Annotated in this window: 18 protein-coding genes; 9 read left to right on the forward strand and 9 right to left on the reverse strand. The window is 71.0% G+C overall.

Annotation, left to right across the window (positions count from 1 at the left end):
- Window positions 1-114: 114 nt before the first annotated feature.
- The 8 genes from gap to CRP56_RS10470 all read right to left on the reverse strand — a co-directional run bounded on the left by gap (window position 115) and on the right by CRP56_RS10470 (window position 13,645).
- Window positions 115-1,125, reverse strand: coding sequence for a type I glyceraldehyde-3-phosphate dehydrogenase (gap, locus tag CRP56_RS10435; protein ID WP_097262537.1), 1,011 nt, complete (start codon window positions 1,123-1,125; stop codon window positions 115-117).
- A gap of 255 nt (window positions 1,126-1,380) precedes the next feature.
- Window positions 1,381-4,332, reverse strand: a complete 2,952-nt coding sequence (locus tag CRP56_RS10440; protein ID WP_097262539.1) for a M14 family metallopeptidase — start codon at window positions 4,330-4,332, stop codon at window positions 1,381-1,383.
- Between the two features lie 146 nt (window positions 4,333-4,478).
- A complete protein-coding gene (gene whiA, locus CRP56_RS10445) occupies window positions 4,479-5,468 on the reverse strand; it encodes a DNA-binding protein WhiA (RefSeq protein ID WP_097262541.1) in 990 nt (329 codons plus the stop codon).
- On the reverse strand, window positions 5,459-6,535 hold the full coding sequence (locus CRP56_RS10450; protein ID WP_097262543.1) for a gluconeogenesis factor YvcK family protein: 1,077 nt from the start codon (window positions 6,533-6,535) through the stop codon (window positions 5,459-5,461). Before CRP56_RS10450 ends, whiA begins: the two co-directional genes overlap by 10 nt.
- Complete coding sequence (rapZ, locus tag CRP56_RS10455) at window positions 6,532-7,518, reverse strand: RNase adapter RapZ (protein ID WP_097262545.1); 987 nt, start codon at window positions 7,516-7,518, stop codon at window positions 6,532-6,534. The genes CRP56_RS10450 and rapZ overlap by 4 nt, the downstream gene beginning before the upstream one ends.
- On the reverse strand, window positions 7,515-9,587 hold the full coding sequence (gene uvrC, locus CRP56_RS10460) for an excinuclease ABC subunit UvrC (RefSeq protein ID WP_097262547.1): 2,073 nt from the start codon (window positions 9,585-9,587) through the stop codon (window positions 7,515-7,517). Before uvrC ends, rapZ begins: the two co-directional genes overlap by 4 nt.
- A 240-nt stretch (window positions 9,588-9,827) precedes the next feature.
- The gene (locus CRP56_RS10465; RefSeq protein ID WP_097262549.1) at window positions 9,828-10,502 is read right to left on the reverse strand and encodes a response regulator transcription factor; all 675 of its coding nucleotides are present in this window, start codon (window positions 10,500-10,502) and stop codon (window positions 9,828-9,830) included.
- 362 nt (window positions 10,503-10,864) lie between these two features.
- A complete protein-coding gene (locus tag CRP56_RS10470; protein WP_257040497.1) occupies window positions 10,865-13,645 on the reverse strand; it encodes a PAS domain S-box protein in 2,781 nt (926 codons plus the stop codon).
- 327 nt (window positions 13,646-13,972) lie between these two features.
- Here CRP56_RS10470 and CRP56_RS10475 point away from each other — a divergent pair, with 327 nt between their 5' ends.
- The 4 genes from CRP56_RS10475 to CRP56_RS10490 all read left to right on the forward strand — a co-directional run bounded on the left by CRP56_RS10475 (window position 13,973) and on the right by CRP56_RS10490 (window position 17,631).
- A complete protein-coding gene (locus tag CRP56_RS10475) occupies window positions 13,973-14,347 on the forward strand; it encodes a response regulator (RefSeq protein ID WP_097273901.1) in 375 nt (124 codons plus the stop codon).
- Window positions 14,348-14,573: 226 nt separating this feature from the next.
- Window positions 14,574-15,533, forward strand: coding sequence for a hypothetical protein (locus CRP56_RS10480; protein WP_097262551.1), 960 nt, complete (start codon window positions 14,574-14,576; stop codon window positions 15,531-15,533).
- Window positions 15,534-15,649: 116 nt separating this feature from the next.
- The gene (locus CRP56_RS10485; protein WP_097262553.1) at window positions 15,650-16,723 is read left to right on the forward strand and encodes a LacI family DNA-binding transcriptional regulator; all 1,074 of its coding nucleotides are present in this window, start codon (window positions 15,650-15,652) and stop codon (window positions 16,721-16,723) included.
- Window positions 16,720-17,631 (forward strand): carbohydrate kinase family protein, encoded by a 912-nt coding sequence (locus tag CRP56_RS10490; protein WP_097262555.1) that lies wholly within the window; start codon window positions 16,720-16,722, stop codon window positions 17,629-17,631. The genes CRP56_RS10485 and CRP56_RS10490 overlap by 4 nt, the downstream gene beginning before the upstream one ends.
- A gap of 87 nt (window positions 17,632-17,718) precedes the next feature.
- On the opposite strand, the gene uvrA is transcribed toward CRP56_RS10490, so the two are convergent.
- On the reverse strand, window positions 17,719-20,781 hold the full coding sequence (gene uvrA / locus CRP56_RS10495; protein WP_097262558.1) for an excinuclease ABC subunit UvrA: 3,063 nt from the start codon (window positions 20,779-20,781) through the stop codon (window positions 17,719-17,721).
- Window positions 20,782-21,005: 224 nt separating this feature from the next.
- Here uvrA and CRP56_RS10500 point away from each other — a divergent pair, with 224 nt between their 5' ends.
- The 5 genes from CRP56_RS10500 to CRP56_RS10520 all read left to right on the forward strand — a co-directional run bounded on the left by CRP56_RS10500 (window position 21,006) and on the right by CRP56_RS10520 (window position 25,238).
- Complete coding sequence (locus CRP56_RS10500) at window positions 21,006-21,692, forward strand: maleylpyruvate isomerase family mycothiol-dependent enzyme (RefSeq protein WP_097262560.1); 687 nt, start codon at window positions 21,006-21,008, stop codon at window positions 21,690-21,692.
- Window positions 21,693-21,712: 20 nt separating this feature from the next.
- Complete coding sequence (locus CRP56_RS10505; RefSeq protein ID WP_097262562.1) at window positions 21,713-22,369, forward strand: MBL fold metallo-hydrolase; 657 nt, start codon at window positions 21,713-21,715, stop codon at window positions 22,367-22,369.
- A gap of 333 nt (window positions 22,370-22,702) precedes the next feature.
- Window positions 22,703-23,590: an ABC transporter substrate-binding protein gene (locus CRP56_RS10510; RefSeq protein WP_097262565.1), complete on the forward strand. Its 888-nt coding sequence runs from the start codon at window positions 22,703-22,705 to the stop codon at window positions 23,588-23,590.
- Window positions 23,587-24,483 carry an amino acid ABC transporter permease gene (locus CRP56_RS10515; protein WP_097262567.1) on the forward strand — a complete coding sequence of 299 codons (897 nt, stop codon included), beginning with the start codon at window positions 23,587-23,589 and terminating at the stop codon, window positions 24,481-24,483. Before CRP56_RS10510 ends, CRP56_RS10515 begins: the two co-directional genes overlap by 4 nt.
- A complete protein-coding gene (locus tag CRP56_RS10520; RefSeq protein WP_179850978.1) occupies window positions 24,480-25,238 on the forward strand; it encodes an amino acid ABC transporter ATP-binding protein in 759 nt (252 codons plus the stop codon). The genes CRP56_RS10515 and CRP56_RS10520 overlap by 4 nt, the downstream gene beginning before the upstream one ends.
- Window positions 25,239-25,251 lie beyond the last annotated feature (13 nt).

The raw sequence follows: 25,251 nt of genomic DNA on the forward strand, positions 1-25,251 counted from the left end.
CTCCTGGGGAGGGCTCTGACTCGTACGAAAGCTGATCACATGAGCGAGGGCTCGGACAACGCGCCCTAGCGCTGCCCGAGCCCCGCACTCACATCAAGCGGCCTGCTCTGTCGATCAGAGCTGGTTGCCGACGAAGACCGTCAGGTCGACGAGGCGGTTGGAGTAGCCCCACTCGTTGTCGTACCAGCCGAGGATCTTCACCGAGTTGCCCTCCTGGACCATGGTCAGGGAGGAGTCGAAGGTGCAGGAGGCCGGGTCGCTGACGATGTCCGAGGAGACGATCGGGTCCTCGGTGTAGGCCAGGTAGCCCTTGAGGTCGCCGTCCTCGGAGGCCTTCTTGAACGCGGCGTTGACCTCGTCCTTGGTGACCTCGCGCTGGAGCGTCACGACGAGGTCGGTGGCGGAGCCGGTCGGGACCGGCACGCGCATCGCGATGCCGTCGAGCTTGCCCTTGAGCTGCGGCAGGACCAGGGCGGTGGCCTTCGCGGCACCGGTCGTGGTCGGGATGATGTTCTCGGCGGCGGCGCGGGCGCGGCGCAGGTCCGAGTGCGGGAAGTCCAGGATGCGCTGGTCGTTGGTGTAGGCGTGGACCGTCGTCATCAGGCCCTTGACGATGCCGAAGTTCTCGTCCAGAACCTTGGCCATCGGCGCCACACAGTTGGTGGTGCAGGAGGCGTTGGAGATGACGTGGTGGTTCGCCGGGTCGTACTTGTCCTGGTTGACGCCCATCACGATGGTGATGTCCTCGTCCTTGGCCGGAGCCGAGATGAGGACCTTCTTCGCGCCACCGGCGATGTGCTTCTCGGCGTCGGCCTTCTTGGTGAAGATGCCGGTCGACTCGATGACGATGTCGACGCCCAGCTCGCCCCACGGGATGTCGGCGGGGTTGCGCTCCGACAGCACCTTGATGGTGTGCCCGTCGACCGTGATCGTGTCGGCGGTGTGCGACACCTCGGCCTTGAGGCGGCCCAGGATGGTGTCGTACTTCAGCAGGTGAGCGGTGGTCGCGGTGTCACCCAGGTCGTTGACTGCCACGATCTCGATGTCAGCACCCTGCTCCAGCAGTGCGCGGAAGTAGTTGCGACCGATACGACCGAAGCCGTTGATGCCTACGCGGATCGTCACGAACCGATCTCCTCGTTGGTACGCCGGCTATGCGGTGCCGGCGAGCTCTGTTTGGGATGTCCCCGACCGCCTACGACCCTACCTCTCCGACGCCTCCTCGGTGACATCGAGATGCCCCATACACGGGCAGGCGGTCCGTACCCGCCAGTAGGGGTACGGACCGCCCGGGCCGAAAGGCCGTATAGCTCGAATTGACTACGGAGAGTCAGTCACTGTTGACCAGTGCGCTCCCCGCTCGTACGTGTTTGTCCGCGCTCATCCGTTGAGTGCGGCGAGCGCCTTTCCGAGCAGTGCCGTGCGGTCGGCCGCCGCGGTGACGTGCTCCAGGCCGAAGCCCAGCAGCACGGTGTCGTCCGTGGTGACCGCGCCGTACGTCTTGAACAGTTCACCGGAGCGTCCCCAGTCCTTGACGACCGCCGGGCTGCCCGCGGGCGGTCCGGGGACGCTCCAGGCACCCAGCGAGGTCTCGAAGCCCTCGGTCTCGACGGCCTGGCCGCCGATGACGACGGAGGCGTTGTCGACGAGGACGCCGCGACCGCCGCTGCCGGGGTCGGTGATGTAGCTGATGGAGATCTCGACCTTCTTGCCGGCGTAGGCGGACAGGTCGAAGGCGACCTGCTGCCATCCGGCCGAGGCCCCCGTGAAGCTGTTCCACTGGCCGCTGGTGCCGGTGTTGGTGCAGCCGCCGGAGCCGAGGGTCAGATACCGCTTGAGCGCGGGGTGGGCCGCGATGAAGTACCCGGCCTCGCACTCGGCGGGCACCGCGGTGCTGGTGCCGCCGTTCTTGTCCGGGAGGGTGGTCCAGTCGTCGGCCCCGGTCGTGTGGGCCTCCAGGACGGCGTGGTCGTAGCCCTCCTCGGTGTTCCACAGCATCCGGGTCTGGAACGTGGGCGCCTGCGCGGCGGTCACGTTGGTGAGGTCGATGGTGCGGGTGAGGCGGTTCCAGGCGTAGTCGCTGTGCGTGACGGCGGCCATGGAGGCGCCTTCGTAGGGGCCGTACGGGTTGACGGTGCCGGGGTAGCCGCCCCCGCCCGCGCTGGCGAACTGCGGGAACGTGGCGGCCGGCAGGTTGTCGGAGGTCACGCTGAACGACCCGGCGGTGTCGAGCGGGTTGCCCGGCGCCGCGCCGAGGGCCGCGCCGGCTCCGGCGAGCTTGCCGCTGCCCTGGAAGGCGGTGGCGTTCGGCAGGGAGGTGCGGGTGTAGGCGCCCAGGTAGTACTGGCTGAAGTCGTTCGACAGGGTGCCGCCGCCGAGGTCGACGTTGCCGCCGGCCCGCTCACCGGCCTCGATCAGCTTGCCGCCCTCGTTGAGGAAGGCGCGCAGCTGGAGCTGGGTGGCGTTGCCGGGAATGCTCGCGCCCGTGTAGTGGACGACGGTCTTGAAGTGGTCGAGCACGCCGAGCGCGTCGGGCGCGCCCTGGGTGGCGACGTCCCAGACGATCGCCTTGCGGCCGTTGGCCTTCAGGGCGTCGACGTAGGTCTGCGCCTGGGTCGCGGTCGCGCCCTCCTCGGCGACCACGAGGGTGTCCGCGCGCGGCCGTTCGGCGACCGTGTAGGTGAAGTGCTCGCTGGAGGTGCGCTTCTTGTCGGGCGTCCAGCCGGTGAACCACACCTCGACCTTGTCGCCCGGGTCGCCTTCGGGGACCTTGGCGCGGTACTCGTCGAAGTAGAGGTTGTCCTCACCGCCGTACGTCTCGCCGCCCTTCCAGGCGCGCAGCGGCACGGCGTGCGTGTGGCCGCCGTTGACGCGGTACTTGAGCTCCTTGTCGCGCACGGCCCTGCGTACGACGACGGAGACCTCCTGGTCGGCGCCGCGCGAGTAGGACGTGGCGAAGGTCTTCGGGGTGAAGTCGGCGGCCTTCAGGCCGAGTGAGGACTTCGGCTGGTCGGGCTGCTTGGCCGACTCGGCGACGGAGAGCGCGAAGGGGATGTTCTTCTCGAACTCCTGCTGGATCAGCTTCTCGTCGTCGGGGAAGTTGAACACCGACTGGCAATCGGCCGCGTTCCACTGGTCATTGGGGTCGAGGTTCGAGGCGGTCTGGCAGGTCGACATCTCGGGGGTGAACATCGCCAGGCCGTTGACGTTCGACGCGTGGCCGTCCGCCTCGCCGTTGGTGGTGTAGAGCTCCGAGGAGACCTGCGGACGGTAGCCGGGGATCGCGGAGTTGTCGGGGGTGCCGGCGAGCGCCTTGTACATGACGTCGTCGGGCGTGTCGGTGGCCACCTGCCAGCCGACCCCGTAGAGGAGGAGTTCGGCGGCGGAGTGGTAGTTGATGCCGTACGTGAAGCCGATCCGCTTCTCGAACGCGTCCAGCGCCTTGGTCTCGGGCTCGGAGCCCGGGGCCGTGCCGCGGTAGGTCTCGCTGGTGGGGTTGGGGGACGAACCCTCGTTGTCGTAGCCCCACTTGTAGGAGAAGTTGCGGTTGAGGTCGACGCCGTCGCCGATGGCGATGGAGCCGTCGCCGTTGTTGTCGTGGAGGTTCTTGCGCCACAGGCGCTGGTCGGTGCCGGTGAACGTGTAGTCGTAGCCGTCGGGGTTGGCCGAGAGGACGAACCACAGTTCGGTGGAGTCGACGATCTTCTTGATCCGCTTGTCGGTCTTGTAGTGGTCCAGGTAGTAGTGCATCAGTCGGCGGGTCATCTCCGGCGTGATCCACTCGCGCGCGTGCTGGTTGGACAGATAGAGGACGGCGGGTTTGCCGCCGTCCTTGGTCTGCTTCGCGTTCTTGGTCAGTTTGAGCGCGAGGATGTCCTGCCCGTTCACCGTCTTGCCGATGGAGACGGCCTTGGTGAGGCCCGGGTTGGCCTGGGCGGTGGCGAGGATCTCCTGCTTGAGGCCGCCGCTGCCGCTGTAGGGGCGGTACACGCCCTCGGCGGCGTCCTCGACGCGGGCCTCGGCCTTGGCGGAGAGGGTGTGCTCGGTGAGGTCGACGCCCTGTTTCTCCAGCTTGTCGGCCTGTTTGTCGGTGAGGTAGACCTCGACGGTCGCGGTGCCCTTGGCGGGTACCTGCTCGCTCAGTTCATGGCCGTCCTGACCGGCTGCCAGCAGCAGGGGTACCTGCGCGCTGGTGACGTCGGCCCGGTAGACCTTGATCTCGTCGGGACCGGGAGAGCCGCTGCTCTCCGCGGCCTGGGCGAGGGGCGCGAGGCCCGCGCCGCCCAGGAGGAGTGCGCCAACGGCGAGGATCGGTCTCGCTCTTCGACTCATGTGCCCCCCTTGCAGTGGTCCGCCACAGCAGCGAACAGATGCCAGGCTCATGACACTTCATGATCCAGTCAAGGGCGCCTCACCGACAGGCAAAAGCCGGTGCCGTTCACCCAAGCGGGCGGCGGCACCGGCTTCCTGACGGTTGATCAACCCACCAGGTTGTCGGCCATCTCCTCGGTGAGGCTGGACTCCGTGCCCGGAATGCCGAGATCCTGGGCCCGCTTGTCGGCCATCGCCAGCAGTCGGCGGATACGGCCGGCGACGGCGTCCTTGGTCAGCGGCGGGTCGGCGAGGGCGCCCAGCTCCTCCAGCGAGGCCTGCTTGTGCTCCATGCGCAGGCGCCCGGCGGCGGCGAGGTGCTCGGGCACGTCGTCGGCGAGGATCTCCAGCGCGCGCTGCACCCGGGCACCGGCGGCGACGGCCGCGCGGGCCGAGCGGCGCAGGTTGGCGTCGTCGAAGTTGGCGAGCCGGTTCGCCGTCGCCCGCACCTCGCGGCGCATCCGGCGCTCCTCCCAGGCCAGCACCGACTCATGGGCGCCGAGCCGGGTGAGCAGCGCGCCGATCGCGTCGCCGTCCCGGACGACCACGCGGTCCACGCCGCGCACCTCACGGGCCTTCGCGGCGATCGACAGCCGGCGGGCGGCGCCGACCAGGGCGAGCGCGGCCTCGGGGCCCGGGCAGGTCACTTCCAGGGAGGAGGAGCGGCCGGGCTCGGTGAGCGAGCCGTGCGCCAGGAACGCCCCGCGCCAGGCGGCCTCCGCGTCACAGGTGGCCCCGGAGACGACCTGCGGGGGCAGGCCGCGGATCGGGCGGCCCCGGCCGTCGACCAGGCCGGTCTGCCGGGCCAGCTGGTCACCGCCGGCGACGACCCGGACGACGTAACGCGAGCCGCGGCGCAGTCCGCCCGGCGCCATCACGATCAGCTCGGAGCTGTGGCCGAAGATCTCCAGGATGTCCCGCTTGAGGCGGCGGGCCGCCATCGCGGTGTCCAGCTCCGCCTCGATCACGATGCGCCCGCTCACCAGGTGAAGGCCGCCGGCGAACCGCAGGATGGCGGAGACCTCCGCCTTTCTGCAGCAGGTACGGGTGACGGGGAGCCGGGAGATCTCGTCCTTCACCGCTGCCGTCATCGCCATGGGCCGATCCTTCCATGCATCCGAAAAATACGGTCGTACGCGGCGGCCAACAGCTCCGGGTCGTGCCTCGGGGTTCCGTCGGGCCGGGCCACCGGGGCCAGCTCGACCGCGGCGCCGAACCGCTTGGCGGCATCGGTGAGCGAGTCACGGTCGGGCACGGCGGCCTCGTCGGCCAGCACCACGTCCAGGGCGAGTTTAGGGGCGTGTCGTCCCAAAACCTCCAAATGACGCTGCGGGGAGAAGCCATCGGTTTCTCCGGGCTGCGGTGCGAGGTTCAGCGAGAGTACCCGGCGCGCCTTCGTCTCGGTGAGGGCGTCCAGCAGTTCCGGCACCAGCAGGTGCGGGATGACCGAGGAGAACCAGGAGCCGGGGCCGAGCACCACCCAGTCCGCGTCCATGACCGCGGCCACCGCCTCGGGGACGGCGGGCGGGTCGTGCGGCACCACGTGCACCGACTGCACCTCACCGGGGGTGAGGGCGACGGTGGCCTGGCCGCGGACGGTGTCCACCTCCTCCGGCCGCTCCGGGTCGTGGCCCTTGACCAGGGCCTGGAGCTCCAGGGGCACGGCGGACATGGGCAGCACGCGTCCGTGCGCGCCGAGCAGCTTGCCGACCAGGTCCAGGGCCTGGACATGGTCGCCGAGCTGCTCCCACAGGGCGACGATCAGCACATTGCCGACCGCGTGGTCGTGCAGGTCGCCCTTGGAGTGGAAGCGGTGCTGGATGACGCGGGCCCAGGTCTGGCCCCAGTCGTCGTCGCCGCACAGCGCGGCCAGCGCCTTGCGCAGGTCGCCGGGCGGCAGAACGCCCAGCTCGTCGCGGAGCCGTCCGCTGGAGCCGCCGTCGTCGGCGACGGTGACGACGGCGGTGAGGTCACCGGTGATGCGGCGCAGCGCGGCGAGCGAGGCGGACAGGCCCATGCCGCCGCCGAGGGCGACGACCTTGGGCTGGGCGCCGCGGCGGCGGGGCCGGGCGCCCCGGACCTCGACGGGCCGGCCCGCGCGGGACTCGGGCACCGTCCGGCCCAGCCTGCCGAGCCGGGCCAGCCGCGGAGAACGTGCGGTCATTCGCGTCCCATGTCCCGGTGTACGACCACCGTCTCCACGCCCTGGGAGACGAGGCGGGCGGCGAGCTTCTCGGAGGTGGCGACGGAGCGGTGCTTGCCGCCGGTGCAGCCGACCGCGATGGTCACGTACCGCTTGCCCTCGCGGCGGTAGCCGGCCGCGATGAGCTGGAGCAGTTCGCTGTAGCGGTCGATGAACTCCTTGGCGCCGGGCTGGTTGAAGACGTACGCCGACACCTCCTCGTTGAGGCCGGTGTAGGGGCGCAGCTCCGGGACCCAGTGCGGGTTGGGCAGGAAGCGCATGTCCACGACGAGGTCGGCGTCGACGGGGAGGCCGTACTTGAAGCCGAAGGACATGACGGTGGCCCGCAGCTCGGGCTCCTCCTCGCCGGCGAACTGGGCGTCCATCTTGGCGCGCAGTTCGTGGACGTTGAGGCTGGAGGTGTCGATGACCAGGTCGGCGTCACCGCGCAGCTCGCGCAGCAGTTCGCGCTCGGCGTCGATGCCGTCGACGATGCGGCCGTCGCCCTGGAGGGGGTGCGGGCGGCGCACGGACTCGAAGCGGCGCACCAGGGCGTCGTCGGAGGACTCCAGGAAGACGATCCGCCGGGTGACGTGCTTGGCCTCCAGATCGGCGAGGGACTCGCGGAGGTTGTCGAAGAAGCGCCGGCCGCGGACGTCGACGACCACCGCGATCCGGGCGACATTGCCCTGGGAGCGGGCGCCGAGCTCCACCATGGTGGGGATCAGCGCGGGCGGCAGGTTGTCGACGACGAACCAGCCGAGGTCCTCCAGGCACTTCGCGGCGGTCGACCGGCCGGCTCCGGACATCCCGGAGATGATCACCAGCTCGGGGATGGCCGCCTCCGGGATCCCGGCGGCGTCGCCGTTCGCGCCCGTACTCGTGCCCGTACTCACCTGTGCTCCGTCTCCGCCCTGGCTCTCTGGGCCTGGGGTCTCTTGGCCTTCGTGCTCGTTCACATTCATGTCTCCTGCCCCCGTCGTTCGTCCGGGGCACCCGCCGTCGCGGGCTCCCCTGTGGAACCCATGGTGCCGGGTTCCTCTTCCATGATCTCTCCAGTGGCCGTGTTCACAGCAGGGGCGGCCGGTGCCGCCTGGGCGAGCGCCACGGCAATGGTTTCGGCCGTTTTGCGGCCTATGCCGGGAACCTCGCAGATCTGATCGATGGTGGCAGACCGAAGTTTCTTCAACGAGCCGAAATGTTTCAGAAGCGCCTGCTTACGGGTGTCCCCCAGCCCGGGTACGTCGTCCAGGGGGCTCGACCGGAACCGCTTGGTCCGCTTGGTGCGCTGGTAGGTGATCGCGAAGCGGTGGGCCTCGTCACGGACGCGCTGGAGGAGGTAGAGGCCCTCGCTGGTGCGGGGCAGGACGACCGGGTCCTCCTCGTCGGGCAGCCAGACCTCTTCCAGGCGCTTGGCCAGGCCGCAGACGGCGACGTCGTCGATGCCGAGCTCGTCGAGGGCCTTCTTGGCGGCGGTCACCTGCGGCCGGCCGCCGTCGACGACGACGAGCTGGGGCGGGTAGGCGAACTTCTTGGGCCGGCCGTTGTCCTCGGTGAGGGTGTTGCCGGCGGCGTCCCGGAAGTCGTCCTGAACATCCTCCTGGGAGGCTTCGTCGACCCACTCGCCGGTCTTCTCCTTCTCGGCGAGGTACCGCTTGAAGCGGCGGGTGATGACCTCGTGCATGGAGCGGACGTCGTCCTGGCCCTCGAAGCCCTTGATCTGGAAGCGGCGGTACTCGCTCTTGCGCTGGAGGCCGTCCTCGAAGACGACCATGGAGGCCACGACGTCGTCGCCCTGGAGGTGGGAGATGTCGTAGCACTCGATGCGCAGGGGCGCGCTGTCCAGGTCGAGGGCCTCGGCGATCTCCTCCAGGGCGCGCGAGCGGGTCGTCAGGTCGGAGGCGCGCTTGGTCTTGTGCAGCACGAGGGCCTGCTGGGCGTTGCGCGCCACGGTCTCCATGAGGGCCTTCTTGTCGCCGCGCTGCGGGATGCGCAGCGAGACGTTCGACCCGCGGCGGCCGGTGAGCCAGTCCTGGACCGGCTCGAGCGGGTCGGGCAGGGCCGGGACGAGGACCTCCTTGGGGACGGAGTCGCCGGTCTCCTCGCCGTAGAGCTGTTGCAGGGCGTGCTCGACGAGGGCGCCGGTGGTGATCTCCTCGACCTTGTCGGTGACCCAGCCGCGCTGGCCACGCACGCGTCCGCCGCGCACGTGGAAGATCTGGACGGCCGCTTCGAGCTCGTCCTCGGCGACCGCGATCAGGTCGGCGTCGGTCGCGTCGGCGAGCACGACCGCGTTCTTCTCCATGGCCTTCTTCAGGGCCTCGATGTCGTCGCGCAGGCGGGCCGCCCGCTCGTACTCCATCTCCTCGGCGGCCTCCGTCATCTGCTTCTCCAGACGGCGGAGGTAGGTGCCGGTGCGGCCGGCCATGAAGTCGCTGAACTCCTCGGCCAGTTCGCGGTGTTCGTCGGCCGAGACCCGGCCCACACAGGGCGCCGAGCACTTGCCGATGTAGCCGAGCAGGCAGGGGCGGCCGGTGCGGGCGGCGTTCTTGAAGACGCCGGCGGAGCACGTCCGGACGGGGAAGACGCGCAGCAGGAGGTCGACGGTGTCGCGGATCGCCCACGCGTGCCCGTACGGGCCGAAGTACCTGACGCCCTTCTTCTTGTGACCGCGCATCACCTGCACGCGCGGGAACTCCTCGTTCATCGTCACCGCGAGGTACGGGTAGCTCTTGTCGTCGCGGTACTTGACGTTGAACCGGGGGTCGTACTCCTTGATCCAGGAGTACTCCAGCTGCAGGGCCTCGACCTCCGTGGACACCACCGTCCACTCCACGGACGCGGCGGTCGTCACCATCGTGCGGGTGCGGGGGTGGAGGTTCGCCAGGTCCTGGAAGTAGTTCGCCAGGCGCTGGCGCAGGCTTTTCGCCTTTCCGACGTAGATCACCCGGCGGTGCTCGTCGCGGAACCTGTAGACCCCGGGAGAGTCCGGGATCTGTCCCGGCACGGGGCGGTAGCTGGAGGGGTCGGCCATGCTTCACACCCTACTGGCGGGCGGTGACAGTCCGGCGGGGCTGTGGACGACGCTAGGGCCTGTCCGGCGGATCAGGTCGCGGGGAAGCCGCGGCGCCCGATGTGATGCAGGTGAGCGGGGTGTGGTGCGTCGAGCTGCAAGGCGGAGGAGGGAGTCGACGCGGAGCGTCGGGGACCGACGACAACGCCGCAGATCGGGGTGCCACACCCCGCGTCCGCGACCTGATCCGCCGGACAGGCCCTAGTGCGACTCCAGGAACGTGAGAACGGCCAGTACCCGCCGATGGTCGTCCGTGTCCTCGGTGAGGCGGAGTTTGCCCAGGATGCTGCGGACGTGTTTCTCGACGGTGCCCTCGGTGACCCACAGGCGGCGTCCGATGCCGGCGTTGGAGCGGCCCTCGGCCATGAGGGCGAGGACCTCGCGCTCGCGGGAGCTGAGGTGGGCCAGCGGGTCGTCGCGGCGCTGGGCCGTGAAGAGCTCGTGGACCAGGGAGGGGTCGACCACCGAGCCGCCCCGGCCGATGCGGTCCAGGGCCTCGATGAACTCCTCGACCACGGTGACCCGGCTCTTGAGGAGGTAGCCGATGCCCCGGCCGCTGGCCAGCAGCTCCAGAGCGTCCTCGACCTCGACGAACGCCGACAGGACGAGGATGCCGGTGCCGGGGTGGCGCTCGCGGATCGTGCGGGCCGCCTTCAGGCCCTCCGTGGCGTGGTCGGGCGGCATTCTTATGTCGACGATCGCCAGGTCGGGGCGGTGTTCGTGGACGAGCTCCAGGAGCCCCGTCGCGTCACCGGCCTGGCCCACGACCTCGTACCCGACCCGCTCGCACAGACTCGCGAGGCCTTCCCTGAGCAGGATGTCGTCGTCGGCGAGGACGACCCGTCCCCGCGTCCGCCGCTGCGATGCGTCGTCCATGGTCCCGGCTCCCCTTGCCCGAACGGAGCGGTGCGCGTCCAACAGCCTGCCCCACCATCGGGGTTACGGCTAGCCGGAAGCGGAATTGGAAGCCTGCCGTGACGACACGCGCGCGTGGGCGAGCGATGCTCGTAGCGACGCGAGGCGGAAGGTCCGGAGGGCCGGACGGAAGGGCCGGTCTGGACATCGCTGCGGAAAGGCCGGTCACGACACCGCGATGCGGAAGGGCCCGGTCACACGCTCCCGCCCCCGGACCGCACGGCAGCCCCATCCGTCCGAACCGACCGCCCGGTGCGTACGCGAACGTCACACGTCCGAGGTCCCCCCGCCTGGACGGCTCCCCCCGCGTGCGCCCCGGGCGGTCACCCGTCCGTCGAGGGCGCGTCCAGCGGCAGCCGCGCCCGCAGGGTGGTGCCCGCGCCGGGCGGACTGCCGAGCTCCACCCTGCCGCCGATCGCCTCGACCCGGTCGACGAGCCCGATCAGTCCGGAACCGCGGCCCGTCTCGACGCCCCCGACGCCGTCGTCCCCGACCACCAGCTCCAGCACCCCGTCCTCGACACCGGCCCGAACCTCCACCACGCGCGCGTGCGCGTGTTTCGCGGCGTTGTTGAGGCACTCGGAGGCGACGTAGTACGCGGCCACCTCGACCTGTTCGGGCAGCCGGCCCGGCGGCAGCTTCAGGTCGAGTTCCACGGGGACGGCGGAGCGCCGGGCCAGGGATCGCAGGGCCGGGCCCAGGCCGCCCTGCGACAGGATGGCCGGGTGGATGCCACGGGCCACCTGGAGCAGCTCCTGAAAGGCGTCGTCGAGGCCTTGGCCGACGTGGGCGAGTTGCCGGGTGAGCTGCCGGGCCAGCTCCGGCGGCGTGCCGGACGCGCGTGACCGGCCCGGTGGGTCCACCTGCCCTTGCACGTTCACCAGCTCCACCAGATCCGCCAGCAACGACTCGGCCAGCCTCAACTCGAGCCGCAGGGCGACCAGCCGCTGCTGCACCCCGTCGTGCAGGTCGCGCTCGATGCGGCGCCGGGAGGCGTCGGCCGCGGCGACCAGGCGCGCGCGTGACGCCGCCAACTGGCCGCGGACGTCGGCGTTGGCGAGCGCGGTGGCGACGAGTTCGGTGAAGCCGGCCAGCCTCGTCTCGGTGCCGGAGAGCAGCGGTTCGGACGGAGAGGTCACGAGGACGAACCCCCAGAGCCGGCCGTCGACCTCGATGGGAGCGCCCGCCGCATGCCCCACGTGCACCGGGAGCCGCGTCCGGGCCATCTCGCGTATCGCCTTCCGCCCGGCGTGCGAGCGCTCCTCGCGCGTGGCCCGTTCGATCCCCTCCGGGACGCCGAGCGCGCTCCCGAGGACCGTTTGGCGGGCGTCGGACTCCTGCCGCAGGACCGCCGCGGCGGTGCCGAACAGGCCCCCGACCGCCGCCGCCACCGTCTGGAACACCTCGTGCGGCGGCGCGCCGCGGGCCACCAGAACGGCGACCCGGCGCAGGGCGGCCTGTTCCGAGGCGGTCCGCCTGCTCTCGGTGACGTCCCGGGCGACGATGTGGACGAGCCCTTCGCGCCGGACCAGCCGGGCGCTCCACCGCAGCCAGAGCTCGGTGCCGTCCCGCCGCAGGAAACGGTTCTGGACATCGGTGAGCTCGGTGTCCTCGTCCAGTCGGGCGAGGCCTTCCTGGACGCTCGCCTCGTCCCGCTCGTCCACGAACGACAGGAACGGCCGGCCCAGGAGCTCGTCGCGCGGGTAGCCCAGGGTGCGTTCGAAGGCCGGGTTGACCCGCTCGAGGCAGCCGTCGAGTCCGCAGACGCACAGCGGGTCGGGAGAGAGTTCGAAGAGGGTCGCCAGCTCCTGTTCGGCCTTCTCACGCCTTCCGTGCTCCGCCGCGTAGGAGGCCATGGTGCCGTTCATGCCGGCGAGCAGCTGGGCCCAGGCGCCGTCGAAGGCGGCGACGTCGGCCCGGTGGTCCAGGTGGTCGCGGTCGATCGCCGTGGTCACTGCACGGATCTCGCCGGCCAACCACTCGGTGGTGATGCGCAGTTCGCGGAAGGCGTCGGCGAGGTCGCCCGGTTCGTCGCGGCCCGCGTACCGGATGTCGTACGACAGTTCGCCGTACGACAGCGCCCGCGCGGCCCCGGAGATCTCGCCGAGCGGGCGGGTGAGAGACCGGCGCAGCGCCAGGGCGAGGGCGGTGACGGCGACGACGAGCCCGAGCGCGAGGCCGAGGTCGCGCGCGACCCGGGTCTGCGCGCTGTGGCGGTCCTCTGCGGCCGCGTCGGCGAGTTCCCGCGCGGCCCCGTCCTGGATGCCGCGCAGGGCGGTGATGCGGGCCCCGGAGTCTGCCGTCCAGTCCTCGTACGAGGGCAGGCGGGCCGTCTCGGGAGCCTCGGCGTCCAGCAGGTCGCGGACCTCGCGGACGGCCCGGGCCGGGGCCCGGGACGCGACGCCGTGGAGCTCGCCGCGCAGTGCGTCCGAGGCGTTCTGCCCGAAGACGTCCAGCTCGGCGTCCTCCAGGACGCTCCAGCGGGCGGCGGCGGTGGGGCGCGGGTGGGACGGTGTGTCGAGCAGGACGGCGAGGTCCGCGCGTTCGCGTTCCGCGGCCTCCACGGCGCGCAGGAGCGCGATGTGGGCGTCGGCGGCGCGGCCGGCCCTCCGGGTGGGGCGTCCGGATTCGAGGGCGGCGACGGCGTCGAGCAGGGCGTCCTCGTCCTGCGCGTACCGGCGCGCCACCGTGGGCGCGGAGAGCGTGCCCGTGTCCGTGTCGGTGCGCACGGCCTGGAGTCGGCGGCCCACGGTGGCGAGGACACCGGTGACGTCGGTCCTGGTCCAGGAGGCGGCGCGGTCGGCGGCCCGGTCCAGTGCGCGGCCGGTGGCCCGCTCGGCCGCGGCGCGCTGCGCCGGGGTGTCCGGCCCGGGACGCAGCACGGCCTGCACAGCGGTGATCCGCTCGCGCGCGACGGCGTCGGAGACATCGGTGAGCGCGAACGCCACGTCGGTCGCGGCGTGGAACGTCCGCAGCGTCTCGGCGGCCTCCCACTGGTCCTCGGCGCTCCGGACGACGAGGGCCAGCAGCCCGGTCACCGGCACCAGCACGAGGAGCAGGAGCTTGCGGCCCGCGCGGAGTCGGGAGAGAAGCGGGGGACGCACGGCCGGCCCTCAGTGTCCCCGGTGCCCGGCGCCCGGATGGTCCCGGCCGCGGTGTTCGGTGCCCGGACCGTCCCGGCGGCCGATGGCGACCGCTCCGTCGTTCCCGACCGACGTTCTCATCGCACACCCCCACCCGACCGGACGTCCACGGCCACTCCAGGGCAGCCCACATGCTACCGCGCGTGATGCGCCATGGCTCTGGGTGAGCGTGAACCGCCCTGTCCGGCAACGGACTTCGGCACCTTCCAGCTGACAGGTAGCGACGCGCGACAACTCTTTCCCGCTAGCCGGAAAGCGCGTCCGCCGACCCGTTGGCACCCTGTGAGCATGTCCATGCGCTGTCTTCTCGTCGATGACAGCATCCGGTTCCTGGAGGCCGCCCGCGCCCTGCTGGAGCGCGACGGTGTCGCCGTCGTCGGCGTCGCCCGGTCGGGGCCGGAGGCTCTCGCGCGGGCCGCCGAACTGACCCCGGACATCGTCCTGGTGGACATCGACCTCGACGGCGAGAGCGGCTTCGACCTCGCCGTCACCCTGACCAGCCGCGTCACGTCCGTGATCATCCTGATCTCCACGCACGCGCTGGACGACTTCGAGGAACTCGTCGCCGCCAGCCCGGCCCGCGGCTTCCTGCACAAGTCGGCGCTCTCCGCCCGGGCGATCAGAGCCGTACTCGACAACGACGGTTCCGGCGCGCCGACTTGACCTGACCGGTCGCGTATCAGCCGCGCACGGGCCGCTGTTGGACCCGAGGTGTTGTCGGGACTAGGTCAACACGCTTCAATGCGGGGGAACTCGGGGCCGTGAACGACGGCGCACGCAAGCCACGGCGTACCTACCCAAAGACGCCGCCGCGCCGACGGGTGACCCCGAGGACATCCCCGCGCACGGTCTGACCAGCCGTTGCGAACACCCACAGAAAGGCCCCTGCATGCCGCACGCCACACAGCACGCGGACGTCGCCGCCGTCGTCGCCACCGCGGAACTGGACTCGGCCCTGCGAGGCGGCCCCTTCCACGTGGCCCTGCGTGCCGCCATCGCCGCCCGCGGTCTGCCGCTCCAGCGGGTGCAGCACCATCTGTCACGTCACGGGGTCAAAGTCGGCGTCACCAGCCTGAGTTACTGGCAGCAGGGCGCGCGGCGTCCCCAGCGCCCCGAGTCGCTGCGCGCCGTCCGCGCCCTGGAGGAGATCCTCCAGCTGCCCGAGGAGTCGCTGATCAGGCTGCTCGCCGAGAGCGACGACACCGCGGCCGGCCAGCGCGCCGCCGCCCGCTCCTACCGCTCCCTGGTCGAGGCCTCGGGCGTGCTGCACCGGCTGCTCGCCGAACTGGACTCGCCCGTGGACGGCGGCCTGCACACCCTCGGCCACCATGAGTGGGTACGGATAGGCGGGCGCCGCGAACTCCTCGGGCGCGAGTCGCACCACATCGTGCGCGCCCACAAGGACGGCGTCGACCGCTTCGTCGCCGTCCACCACGGCGACCCGGGATGCGTGCCGGAGCGGATGCGGGTGCACGCCCTGGAGAACTGCCGGACGGGACGCGTCCGGCTGCACCACGACACCGGGGTGCTCGTCGCCGAGCTGCTCTTCGACACCCGGCTCCGGGCCGGTGAGACGTTCCTGTTCCGCTACGCCGTCGAGGACGGCACGGCCGGCGTCTCCCGCGAGTACGTCCGCGGGTTCGGGCCGGCCGGCGGCCAGTACGCGCTCCAGGTGCGGTTCGACGAGAACGCGCTGCCGACCCGCTGCCACCGCTTCACCCAGCACTCACCGGCGGCCCCGCGCAGCGGCCGCCAGGAACTGGCCCTCACCGGCCTGCACCGCTCGGTCCACATCGTCGAGCCACGGGTGCGCAGCGGGATCGTGGGGATCGGGTGGGACTGGGAGTAGAGCGCGCCAGTTGACGTCGGGTACTGCGCGTAAACGCTTGCGCAAGCGTTTACGCGCAGCCCCGGATGGGATACGTTCCCGGCCTGAAGGAGATTCAGGCAGGGAACGGGGGCGACATGGCGACCATGGCCGACGTGGCGCGCAGCGCGGGCGTCTCCGTGGCGACCGTCTCGCATGTGCTCAACGGCACCCGCCCGGTCCTCCCCCACACCCGCCAGGCCGTCCTGGACGCCATGGACGAGCTGGGCTACACGCCCAACACCCTCGCCCGTTCCCTGGTGACGTCCCGCACCCGGTCCATCGGCCTCGCGGTGTCGGCGATCAGCAACCCGTACTTCACGGAGATCCTCCAGGGCGTCGAGGCCGAGACCCTGCGGCACGGCTACAGCCTGCTCATCGCCGACCCGCACGACGACCCCGCCCATGAGCGCAAGGTCGTCCAGCTGCTGCACGAGCGGCGGGTGGACGGCCTGATCGTCGCCCCTTCCGCGGAGCCCGGCGACCTGCTCGCCTACCTCGACCGCCACCGGGTGCCGACCGTGCTCCTGGACCGGGTGGTCGAGGGCCCGCCGCACTTCGACCAGGTCTGCGCCGAGAACACCGGGCCGACGAGCAAGCTCGTCACCCACCTCGCCGGACTCGGCCACCGACGGATCGGCCTGGTCGCGGGCCTGCCGGGGCTGAGCACCAGCGGCGAGCGGCTCGCCGGGTACCGCTCCGGCCTCACGACCGCCGGACTGCCGTACGACGAACAGCTCGTCGCGTACGGCGACTCCGCGTCGGCCGGTGCCGAGCGGGCGACCGCCGCGCTGCTGTCCCTCGCCGAACCGCCCACGGCCCTCGTCACGGCCAACAACGCGATGACCATCGGCGCCCTGCGCACCCTGCGCGACCGTGGCCTGTCCGTGCCCGGCGACCTCGCGCTGTGCTGCTTCGACGACTTCGCCTGGGCCGACCTCTTCTCGCCCCGGCTCACCGCGATCGCCCAGCCCAGCAAGGAGCTGGGCGCCGAGGCGGTCCGGGTGCTCCTGGCGCGGCTGGCCGCCCCGGACCGGCCGGCCGGGACCGTGCGCCTGCCGTGCGCGTTCGTCCACCGCAGCTCGTGCGGCTGCGCCGAAACCACCGAGAAATCCGAGAAGTTCGAGCTGTCCGAGAAGTTCACACAGTCCGAGAAAGGACCCGACTCGTGATCGTCGTCGCCGGTGAGGCCCTCATCGATCTGGTACCGCAGGGCACGGGCGCCCTGGCAGGGCTCACGCCGGCGCTCGGCGGCGGCCCGTACAACACCGCGATCGCCCTCGGCCGCCTCGGCTCCCCCACCGCCTTCTGCTCCCGTACGTCGTCCGACGCGTTCGGCGAGGCGCTGCTGGACGGGCTGCGGCGGGCGTCGGTGGACGTGTCGGCCGTTCAGCGCGGCCCGGAACCGACCACCCTGGCGGTGGCGACGATCGACGCGCACGGCTCGGCCGCCTACTCCTTCTACGTCGACGGCACCGCCGACCGCCTGTTCACGGCCCCCGACCGGCTTCCCGCCGGTACGCGCGCGGTGTCCTTCGGCACCTGTTCGCTGGTGCTGGAGCCGGGGGCGAGCGCCTACGAGGAGCTGATGCGGGCGGCGGCCGCGCAGGGCGTGTTCACCGCGCTCGACCCCAACATCCGCGCCGGGCTGATCCCGGACCCGGACGCCTACCGGGCCCGCTTCAAGAGCTGGCTGCCGTCGGTGTCGCTGCTGAAGCTCTCCGAGGAGGACGCGCTGTGGCTGGGCGGCACCCCGCGCGAGTGGCTGGCGTCGGGCCCCTCGGCCGTGGTCATCACGCAGGGCGGTGACGGGCTGACCGCGTTCACCCGGGACGGGGGCGTGCACACGGTGCCGGGTGAGGAGGTCGACGTCGTCGACACGATCGGCGCGGGCGACACGGTGAACGCGGCCCTGCTGCACGGGCTTTCCGCCCTCGACGCCCTGTCCGTGGAGGGGGTCGAGGCGCTGCGCCGGGACGACTGGACGCGGCTGCTGCGGTTCGCGGCGCGCGCGGCGGCGGTCACCTGCTCACGGGCCGGGGCGGAGCCGCCGTACGCCGACGAGGTGGCGGGGATCTAGCGGGCGGGAATCCAGAGGCCGGGGCCTGAAACGGCGCCGGGAGGCGGCTGTGGCCAGCCGCCTCCCGGTTTCCGGTGTTCTTCCCTGTCAGGCCTTGCGGGCTCGGGTCGCCTTCTTCGCGGGAGCCGCCTTCTTCGCAGCGGCTGCCTTCTTGGCGGTCGAGGTGCCCGTTTTGGCCGTCGCCGTCTTCTTCGCCGTCGACCTGGCCGCGACCGTCTTGGCCGTCGTCTTCGTGGCCGCGGTCTTCTTGGCCGCCGTCTTCGTCGCCGCCCGGCGCGGGGCCTTCACCGAGGCTCCGTCGCTGATGCGGTCGGCGCCGAGGATCTCGCGGAGGAACTTGCCGGTGTGGCTGGCGGGGACTCCGGCGACCTCCTCGGGTGTGCCCTCGGCGACGACGAGACCGCCGCCCGCGCCACCCTCGGGACCCATGTCGACGATCCAGTCGGCGGTCTTGATCACATCGAGGTTGTGCTCGATGACGATGACCGTGTTGCCCTTGTCGACCAGGCCGGAGAGGACCTTCAGCAGCTTGCTGATGTCCTCGAAGTGCAGACCGGTGGTCGGCTCGTCGAGGACGTAGACGGTACGTCCGGTGGAGCGCTTCTGGAGCTCGCTGGCGAGCTTCACGCGCTGGGCCTCACCACCGGAGAGGGTCGTCGCGGACTGGCCGAGGCGGACATAGCCGAGACCGACGTCGTTGAGCGTCTTCAGGTGGCGGTTGATCGCCGGAACGGCCTCGAAGAAGTGCATCGCCTCCTCGATGGGCATGTTCAGGACCTCGGCGATGGACTTGCCCTTGTAGTGGACCTCCAGGGTCTCCCGGTTGTACCGGGCGCCGTGGCAGACCTCGCACGGGACGTAGACGTCCGGGAGGAAGTTCATCTCGATCTTGATGGTGCCGTCGCCCGCGCAGTTCTCGCAGCGGCCGCCCTTGACGTTGAAGGAGAAGCGGCCCGGCAGATAGCCGCGGACCTTCGCCTCGGTGGTCTCGGCGAACAGCTTGCGGACGTGGTCGAAGACGCCGGTGTACGTCGCCGGGTTGGACCGCGGGGTGCGGCCGATGGGCGACTGGTCGACGTGCACGACCTTGTCGACGAGGTCGTCGCCGTCCACGCGCGTGTGCCGACCCGGAACGCTCCTGGCGCCGTTCAGCTCACGGGCCAGGTGCGTGTACAGGATGTCGTTGACCAGGGTGGACTTGCCGGAGCCGGAGACGCCGGTGACCGCGGTGAAGACGCCGAGCGGGAACGAGACGTCGATGTCCTGGAGGTTGTTCTCCCGGGCGCCGTGCACGGTGAGCCGCCGGGACGGGTCGTGCGGGCGGCGGATGTCCGGGATCGGGATGGCCTTCTTGCCGGACAGGTACTGGCCCGTCATCGACTCCGCGTTGGCGAGCAGCTCCTTCATGGAGCCGCTGTGCACAACCTTGCCGCCATGCTCACCGGCGCCGGGGCCGATGTCGACGACCCAGTCGGCGACCTTGATGGTGTCCTCGTCGTGCTCGACGACGATGAGCGTGTTGCCCATGTCGCGGAGCCGGACGAGGGTCTCGATCAGCCGGTGGTTGTCGCGCTGGTGCAGACCGATGGACGGCTCGTCGAGGACGTACAGCACGCCGACGAGGCCGGAGCCGATCTGGGTGGCCAGGCGGATGCGCTGGGCCTCGCCGCCGGAGAGGGTGCCGGCCGCGCGGTTGAGCGAGAGGTAGTCCAGGCCGACGTCGACCAGGAACTTCAGCCGCTCGTTGACCTCCTTCAGGACCCGCTCGGCGATCTTCTTGTCGCGGGCGTTGAGCTTGAGCTCGCCCAGGAAGTCCGCGCAGTCGCTGATGGACATGCCGGAGACCTCGGCGATCGACTTCCCCATGATGGTGACGGCGAGGACGATCGGCTTCAGGCGCGTGCCCTGACAGGTGGGGCAGGGCACCTCGCGCATGTAGCCCTCGAAGCGCTCGCGGCTGGCGTCGCTCTCGGACTCGCTGTGCCGGCGCTTGACGAAGGGGACGGCGCCTTCGAAGGGCGTCGTGTACACGCGTTCGCGGCCGTACCGGTTGCGGTACCGCACCTCGATCTGCGTCTTGTGGCCGTAGAGCAGGGCCTTCTTGGCGCGCTGCGGCAGCCCGGCGAACGGGATGTCCGTGCGGAAGCCGAGCGCGTCCGCCAGGGCGCCGATCAGTCGGCCGAAGTAGTCCTTGGTGTGGCCGTGCGACCAGGGGTGGATGGCGCCCTCGTCGAGGGACTTGTCCTCGTCCGGGACGATCAGCTCCGGGTCGACCTCCATGCGCGTGCCGATACCCGTGCACTCGGGGCAGGCGCCGAAGGGCGAGTTGAAGGAGAAGGAGCGGGGCTCCAGCTCCTCGAAGGACAGGTCGTCGTAGGCGCAGTACAGGTGCTCCGAGTACATGCGCTCGCGCTCGGGGTCGTCGGCCGGGAGGTCGACGAAGTCGAGCACGACCATGCCGCCGGACAGGCCGAGGGCGGTCTCCACGGAGTCGGTGAGGCGGCGCTTGGCGGAGTCCTTCACCGTGAGCCGGTCGACGACCACCTCGATGGTGTGCTTCTCCTGCTTCTTCAGCGTGGGCGGCTCGGAGAGCTGGATGGTCTCGCCGTCCACGCGCGCGCGGGAGTAGCCCTTGGTCTGGAGGTCGGCGAAGAGGTCGACGAACTCGCCCTTGCGCTCGCGCACCAGCGGCGACAGCACCTGGAAGCGGCTCCCCTCCGGCAGCTCCAGGACCTTGTCGACGATGGCCTGCGGCGACTGGCGCGCGATGGGCCGGCCGCACTCGGGGCAGTGCGGCTTGCCGATGCGGGCGAAGAGCAGCCGGAGGTAGTCGTAGACCTCGGTGATGGTGCCGACCGTCGAGCGCGGGTTGCGGGAGGTCGACTTCTGGTCGATCGAGACCGCCGGGGAGAGGCCCTCGATGAAGTCGACGTCCGGCTTGTCCATCTGGCCGAGGAACTGGCGGGCGTACGAGGAGAGCGATTCCACGTAGCGACGCTGGCCCTCGGCGAAGATGGTGTCGAAGGCCAGGGAGGACTTGCCCGACCCGGACAGGCCCGTGAAGACGATGAGCGAGTCGCGTGGCAGGTCGAGCGAGACGTTCTTCAGGTTGTGCTCGCGCGCGCCACGGACGATGAGACGGTCGGCCACGCCGGTCCGCACCTTTCTTGAGAGAAGTGACAGGGGCGAGGCCCCCGTGTCTTCTCACACTAGGGGGAGCCACTGACAACGCCGGTCGGATTCCCGAATGGGAGAACAATCCCGGACCATCCAGCATGCCCGACGCCACGCCCGACCATATAGCACGCGCATTCGATTTACGGCACTGCTTCACCACCTTCACCCAAAGGTGTGGCGGGTCTAGGGTCAGCACCATGATTGATCACGCGCATGACCTGGCGTCTGTACGTGACGCTACGGATCGACTGCTCACCGCAGTCGCCAAGCTGGACAACGCGTCGGTGGCCGAGCCGTCACGGCTTCCCGGGTGGAGCCGGGGTCACATCCTCGCTCACCTCGCCCGCAACGCGGACGCCCTCGTGAATGTTCTGCGGGGCCTGCCCATGTACGCCTCCGGCGCCGCCCGGGACGCCGACATCGAGCGGGACGCCCCGCGCCCCCTCGACGTCCAGCTCGCGGACGTCCGCGACAGCGCGGCCCGCTTCCAGGAGGCGGGGGCGGTCCCGGCGGACTGGACGCGCACCGTGGAGCTGCGCCACGGGGTCACGGACTCGGCGTCGCGGGTGCCGTTCCGGCGGTGGGTGGAGGTGGAGCTGCACCACGTGGATCTGGGGATCGGGTACGAGCTGGAGGATCTGCCTCAGGAGTTCACGGAGCGGGAGATCGCGTTCCTCGCCGACCGCTTCACCGGGCATCCCGACGTACCGCCGACACGGCTGACGGACGGCACGCGCGCGTGGTCGACGGGGCGGGTGGGCGAGGCGGTCGCGGCCACCGTGACGGGGTCCCCCGCGGACCTCCTCGGATGGCTCGCCGGACGCCGGGACGGAACGACGCTGCGGGTGACGGACGGAGAGCTGCCGGAGCTTCCTCCGCTGTGAGCGCGTCCTAGACTGCCGTCATGACGTACAGCGGACAGGTGACCGTCGGTGGCCCGGCGGACGTGCATGAGCTCAAGGACCTGATGATCACCAAGATCGCGGTCGGCCCGATGGACAACAACGCCTATCTGCTGCGCTGCCGGGCCACGGACGAGCAGCTGCTGATCGACGCGGCCAACGACGCGGACACCCTGCTCGGGATGATCGGTGACGACGGCATCGCCTCCGTCGTCACCACCCACCAGCACGGCGACCACTGGCAGGCGCTCGCCCGGGTCGTCGAGGCGACGGGCGCGCGCACGTACGCGGGCCGCGACGACGCCACCGGCATCCCCGTGCCGACCGATGTCCTCGTCGACGACGGCGACACCCTCCGCGTCGGCCACGTCGAGCTCACGGCCCGCCACCTGGTCGGCCACACACCGGGCTCGATCGCCCTGGTCTACGACGACCCGCACGGCCACCCGCATGTCTTCACCGGTGACTGCCTGTTCCCCGGTGGCGTGGGCAACACCCGCAAGGACCCCGAGGCGTTCGCCAGCCTCATCCACGACGTGGAGACGAAGATCTTCGACGTCCTCCCCGACGAGACGTGGGTCTACCCGGGCCACGGCAACGACACCAGTCTGGGCGCGGAGCGACCGCATCTGCCGGAGTGGCACGCGCGCGGGTGGTGAGCGCAGGGACTGCTGACGCGGCACGCGCGCGGGTGGTGAACGACGGGCGCGCGGCGGGTCTCGCGCGCCCCGTGTGAACCCTTCGCACACGCCGGTGTCATCCGCACGCTCCCGGCGCACGTTGTTGCGGGGTCAACTGGGGGCAGCCCCGCACAGGATGACGGCTCCTGCGCGGTACGGGCCGCCGGTCTTCCGATCCCCGCCCTCGACCGGCGGCCCCGGCGAACCGCCCGCACAGGGAACGTTCACGAGAACGCAACACGCGTTCCCAGTATGCGGACAAAAGCCGACGTGACCTCGACAAACGGGGCGGCGTGCTGTCAATCTCCCGCCATGCACCTCGCCCCTCGCGCCCTGCGCCGCGCCGTAGTCGCCGCAACGACAGCCCTGCTCGCCACCGCCGTCGGCTGTGCTCCGCAGCCCGAGGGCGACTCCGCCGCCAAGCCCTCGGGGTCGACGACGGGCGCCGCGTGCGCCAAGGGCAAACTCGCCACCAAGACGTCCGGCAAGCTGACGATCGCCACCGACGAGCCGGCGTACGAGCCCTGGTTCAAGGACGACAAGCCGGCCAACGGCAAGGGGTTCGAGTCCGCGGTCGCCTACGCCGTGGCGGAGCACCTCGGCTACGACAAGAGCGCCGTGGTCTGGCAGAGCGTCCCCTTCAACAAGGCTTTCGCGCCCGGGGAGAAGACGTTCGACTTCGACATCAACCAGGTGTCGATCAGCGCCGAGCGCAAGAAGGCCGTGGACTTCTCGTCCGGCTACTACGACGTGCGCCAGGCCGTCATCGCCCTCAAGGGCTCCAAGGCCGCCAAGGCGACGAGCATCGCGGACCTCAAGGGCCTCAAGCTGGGCGCCCAGGTCGGCACGACCAGCCTCAACTACATCGAGGACGTGGTGAAGCCGACGCAGGAGGCCGCCGCCTACGCCAAGAACGACCAGGCCAAGTCCGCCCTGAAGAACGGCCAGGTGGACGCGATCGTCGTCGACCTGCCGACCGCCTTCTACATCACCGCGGCCGAGGTCACGGACGCCAAGATCGTCGGCCAGTTCGAGAACCAGGGCGGCACTCCGGAGCAGTTCGGCCTCGTCCTCGACAAGGGCAGCGCGCTCACCTCCTGCGTGACCGGCGCCGTGGACGCCCTGCGCAAGGACGGCACCCTGGCGAAGATCGAGAAGCAGTGGCTGTCCGACGCCGTCGACGCCCCGGTCCTCAAGTGACGCTCACGAAGGACGAGTCCGGCGCGGAGACGCCGGACCCGGTCGACACGTACACGCCGTCCGCGCGGCGGCTGGAGCGCGAGCGCCACAAGCGCGCCCGCTCCCGCCGCGCCACGGCGATCGCCGCCGTCTCGACGCTCGCCACCGCGGTCGTGCTCTACCTGGTCGTCGTCAACGCGCCCGGCTGGCCGCGCACCAAGGAGACCTTCTTCAACGGGCAGTACGCGCGCGAGGCGCTGCCCAAGGTCCTCGAAGGGCTCTGGCTCAACGTCCGGCTGCTGCTGATCTGCGGCGTGGCCGTGCTCGTCCTCGGCATGCTCATCGCCGTCGCCCGCACGCTGCGCGGGCCGGTGTTCTTCCCGCTGCGCTTCCTGGCCGCCGCCTACACGGACTTCTTCCGCGGGCTCCCGCTCATCATCAACCTGATGATCGTCGTCCTGGGCGTCCCCGCGCTGCGGCTCCAGGGCGTGACGGTCGACCCGGTGTGGCTGGGCGGCACGGCGCTGACGCTGACCTACTCGGCGTACGTCGCCGAGGTGTTCCGCGCCGGCATCGAGTCCATCCACCCCTCGCAGCGCGCCGCGGCCCGCTCGCTCGGCCTCTCCAACCGGCAGGCGCTGCGCTACGTGGTGCTGCCGCAAGCCGTACGGCGCCAGGTGCCGCCGCTGCTCAACGACCTGGTGTCGCTGCAGAAGGACACCGGCCTCGTGTCGATCGGCGGCGCGGTGGACGCCGTACGGGCCGCCGACATCATCGTGGGCCGCAGCCTCAACTACACGCCGTACATCGTCGCGGGCCTGGTGTTCGTGGCGCTGACCATCCCGATGACCCGTTTCACGGACTGGGTGACGGCGCGGATGGACCGGCGGCGGGCCCAGGGAGGGATCGCATGAGCGACACGGACGCACCGGTGCTGCGGATGGAGTCCGTCCGCAAGACCTTCGGCGGCTCGGTCGTGCTGCGGGACGTCGATCTGGAGGTCGCCCCGCACACGGTGACCGCGCTGATCGGCGCCTCCGGTTCCGGCAAGTCGACGCTGCTGCGCTGCGCGAACCTCCTGGAGGAGATCGACGACGGCGCGATCTGGCTGGACGGCGAGGAGATCACCGACCCACGCGTCGACCAGGACGCGGTACGCCGCCGTATCGGCGTGGTCTTCCAGGCGTACAACCTCTTCCCGCACATGACCGTGCTGGAGAACATCACCCTCGCCCCGCGCCGGGTGCACGGGGTGTCCCGCGCGGAGGCCGAGGAGCGCGGCAGGGAGCTGCTGGAGCGGCTCGGGCTCGCCGGCAAGGCGGGCGAGTACCCGGACCGGCTGAGCGGCGGCCAGCAGCAGCGCGTGGCGATCGTGCGCGCGCTCGCCGTACGGCCCCGGCTGCTGCTGCTCGACGAGATCACCGCCGCGCTCGACCCGGAGCTGGTGGGCGAGGTGCTGAATGTCGTCCGCGACCTCAAGGGCGACGGCATGACCATGGTGCTGGCCACGCACGAGATGGGCTTCGCGCGGGACGTCGCCGACCAGGTTTGTTTTCTGGACGGAGGGGTCGTGCTGGAGCGCGGGAGCGCCGAGCAGATCTTCGGCGACCCGCAGCAGGAGCGCACGCGGCGCTTCCTGCGGCGGATCGTGGAGGCGGGACGGCTGTAAGAAGGCGGCTATG

This window comes from Streptomyces sp. TLI_55 (genome assembly GCF_900206255.1).
GTDB classification, from domain to species: domain Bacteria; phylum Actinomycetota; class Actinomycetes; order Streptomycetales; family Streptomycetaceae; genus Streptomyces; species Streptomyces aquilus.

Coding starts and splice junctions, on each gene's coding strand:
- CRP56_RS10440 (WP_097262539.1), bottom strand. CDS start 4,332: ATGAGTCGAAGAGCGAGACCGATCCTCGCCGTTGGCGCACTCCTCCTG.
- whiA (WP_097262541.1), bottom strand. CDS start 5,468: ATGGCGATGACGGCAGCGGTGAAGGACGAGATCTCCCGGCTCCCCGTC.
- CRP56_RS10450 (WP_097262543.1), bottom strand. CDS start 6,535: ATGACCGCACGTTCTCCGCGGCTGGCCCGGCTCGGCAGGCTGGGCCGG.
- rapZ (WP_097262545.1), bottom strand. CDS start 7,518: ATGAATGTGAACGAGCACGAAGGCCAAGAGACCCCAGGCCCAGAGAGC.
- uvrC (WP_097262547.1), bottom strand. CDS start 9,587: ATGGCCGACCCCTCCAGCTACCGCCCCGTGCCGGGACAGATCCCGGAC.
- CRP56_RS10465 (WP_097262549.1), bottom strand. CDS start 10,502: ATGGACGACGCATCGCAGCGGCGGACGCGGGGACGGGTCGTCCTCGCC.
- CRP56_RS10475 (WP_097273901.1), top strand. CDS start 13,973: ATGTCCATGCGCTGTCTTCTCGTCGATGACAGCATCCGGTTCCTGGAG.
- CRP56_RS10480 (WP_097262551.1), top strand. CDS start 14,574: ATGCCGCACGCCACACAGCACGCGGACGTCGCCGCCGTCGTCGCCACC.
- CRP56_RS10485 (WP_097262553.1), top strand. CDS start 15,650: ATGGCGACCATGGCCGACGTGGCGCGCAGCGCGGGCGTCTCCGTGGCG.
- CRP56_RS10500 (WP_097262560.1), top strand. CDS start 21,006: ATGATTGATCACGCGCATGACCTGGCGTCTGTACGTGACGCTACGGAT.
- CRP56_RS10505 (WP_097262562.1), top strand. CDS start 21,713: ATGACGTACAGCGGACAGGTGACCGTCGGTGGCCCGGCGGACGTGCAT.
- CRP56_RS10510 (WP_097262565.1), top strand. CDS start 22,703: ATGCACCTCGCCCCTCGCGCCCTGCGCCGCGCCGTAGTCGCCGCAACG.
- CRP56_RS10520 (WP_179850978.1), top strand. CDS start 24,480: ATGAGCGACACGGACGCACCGGTGCTGCGGATGGAGTCCGTCCGCAAG.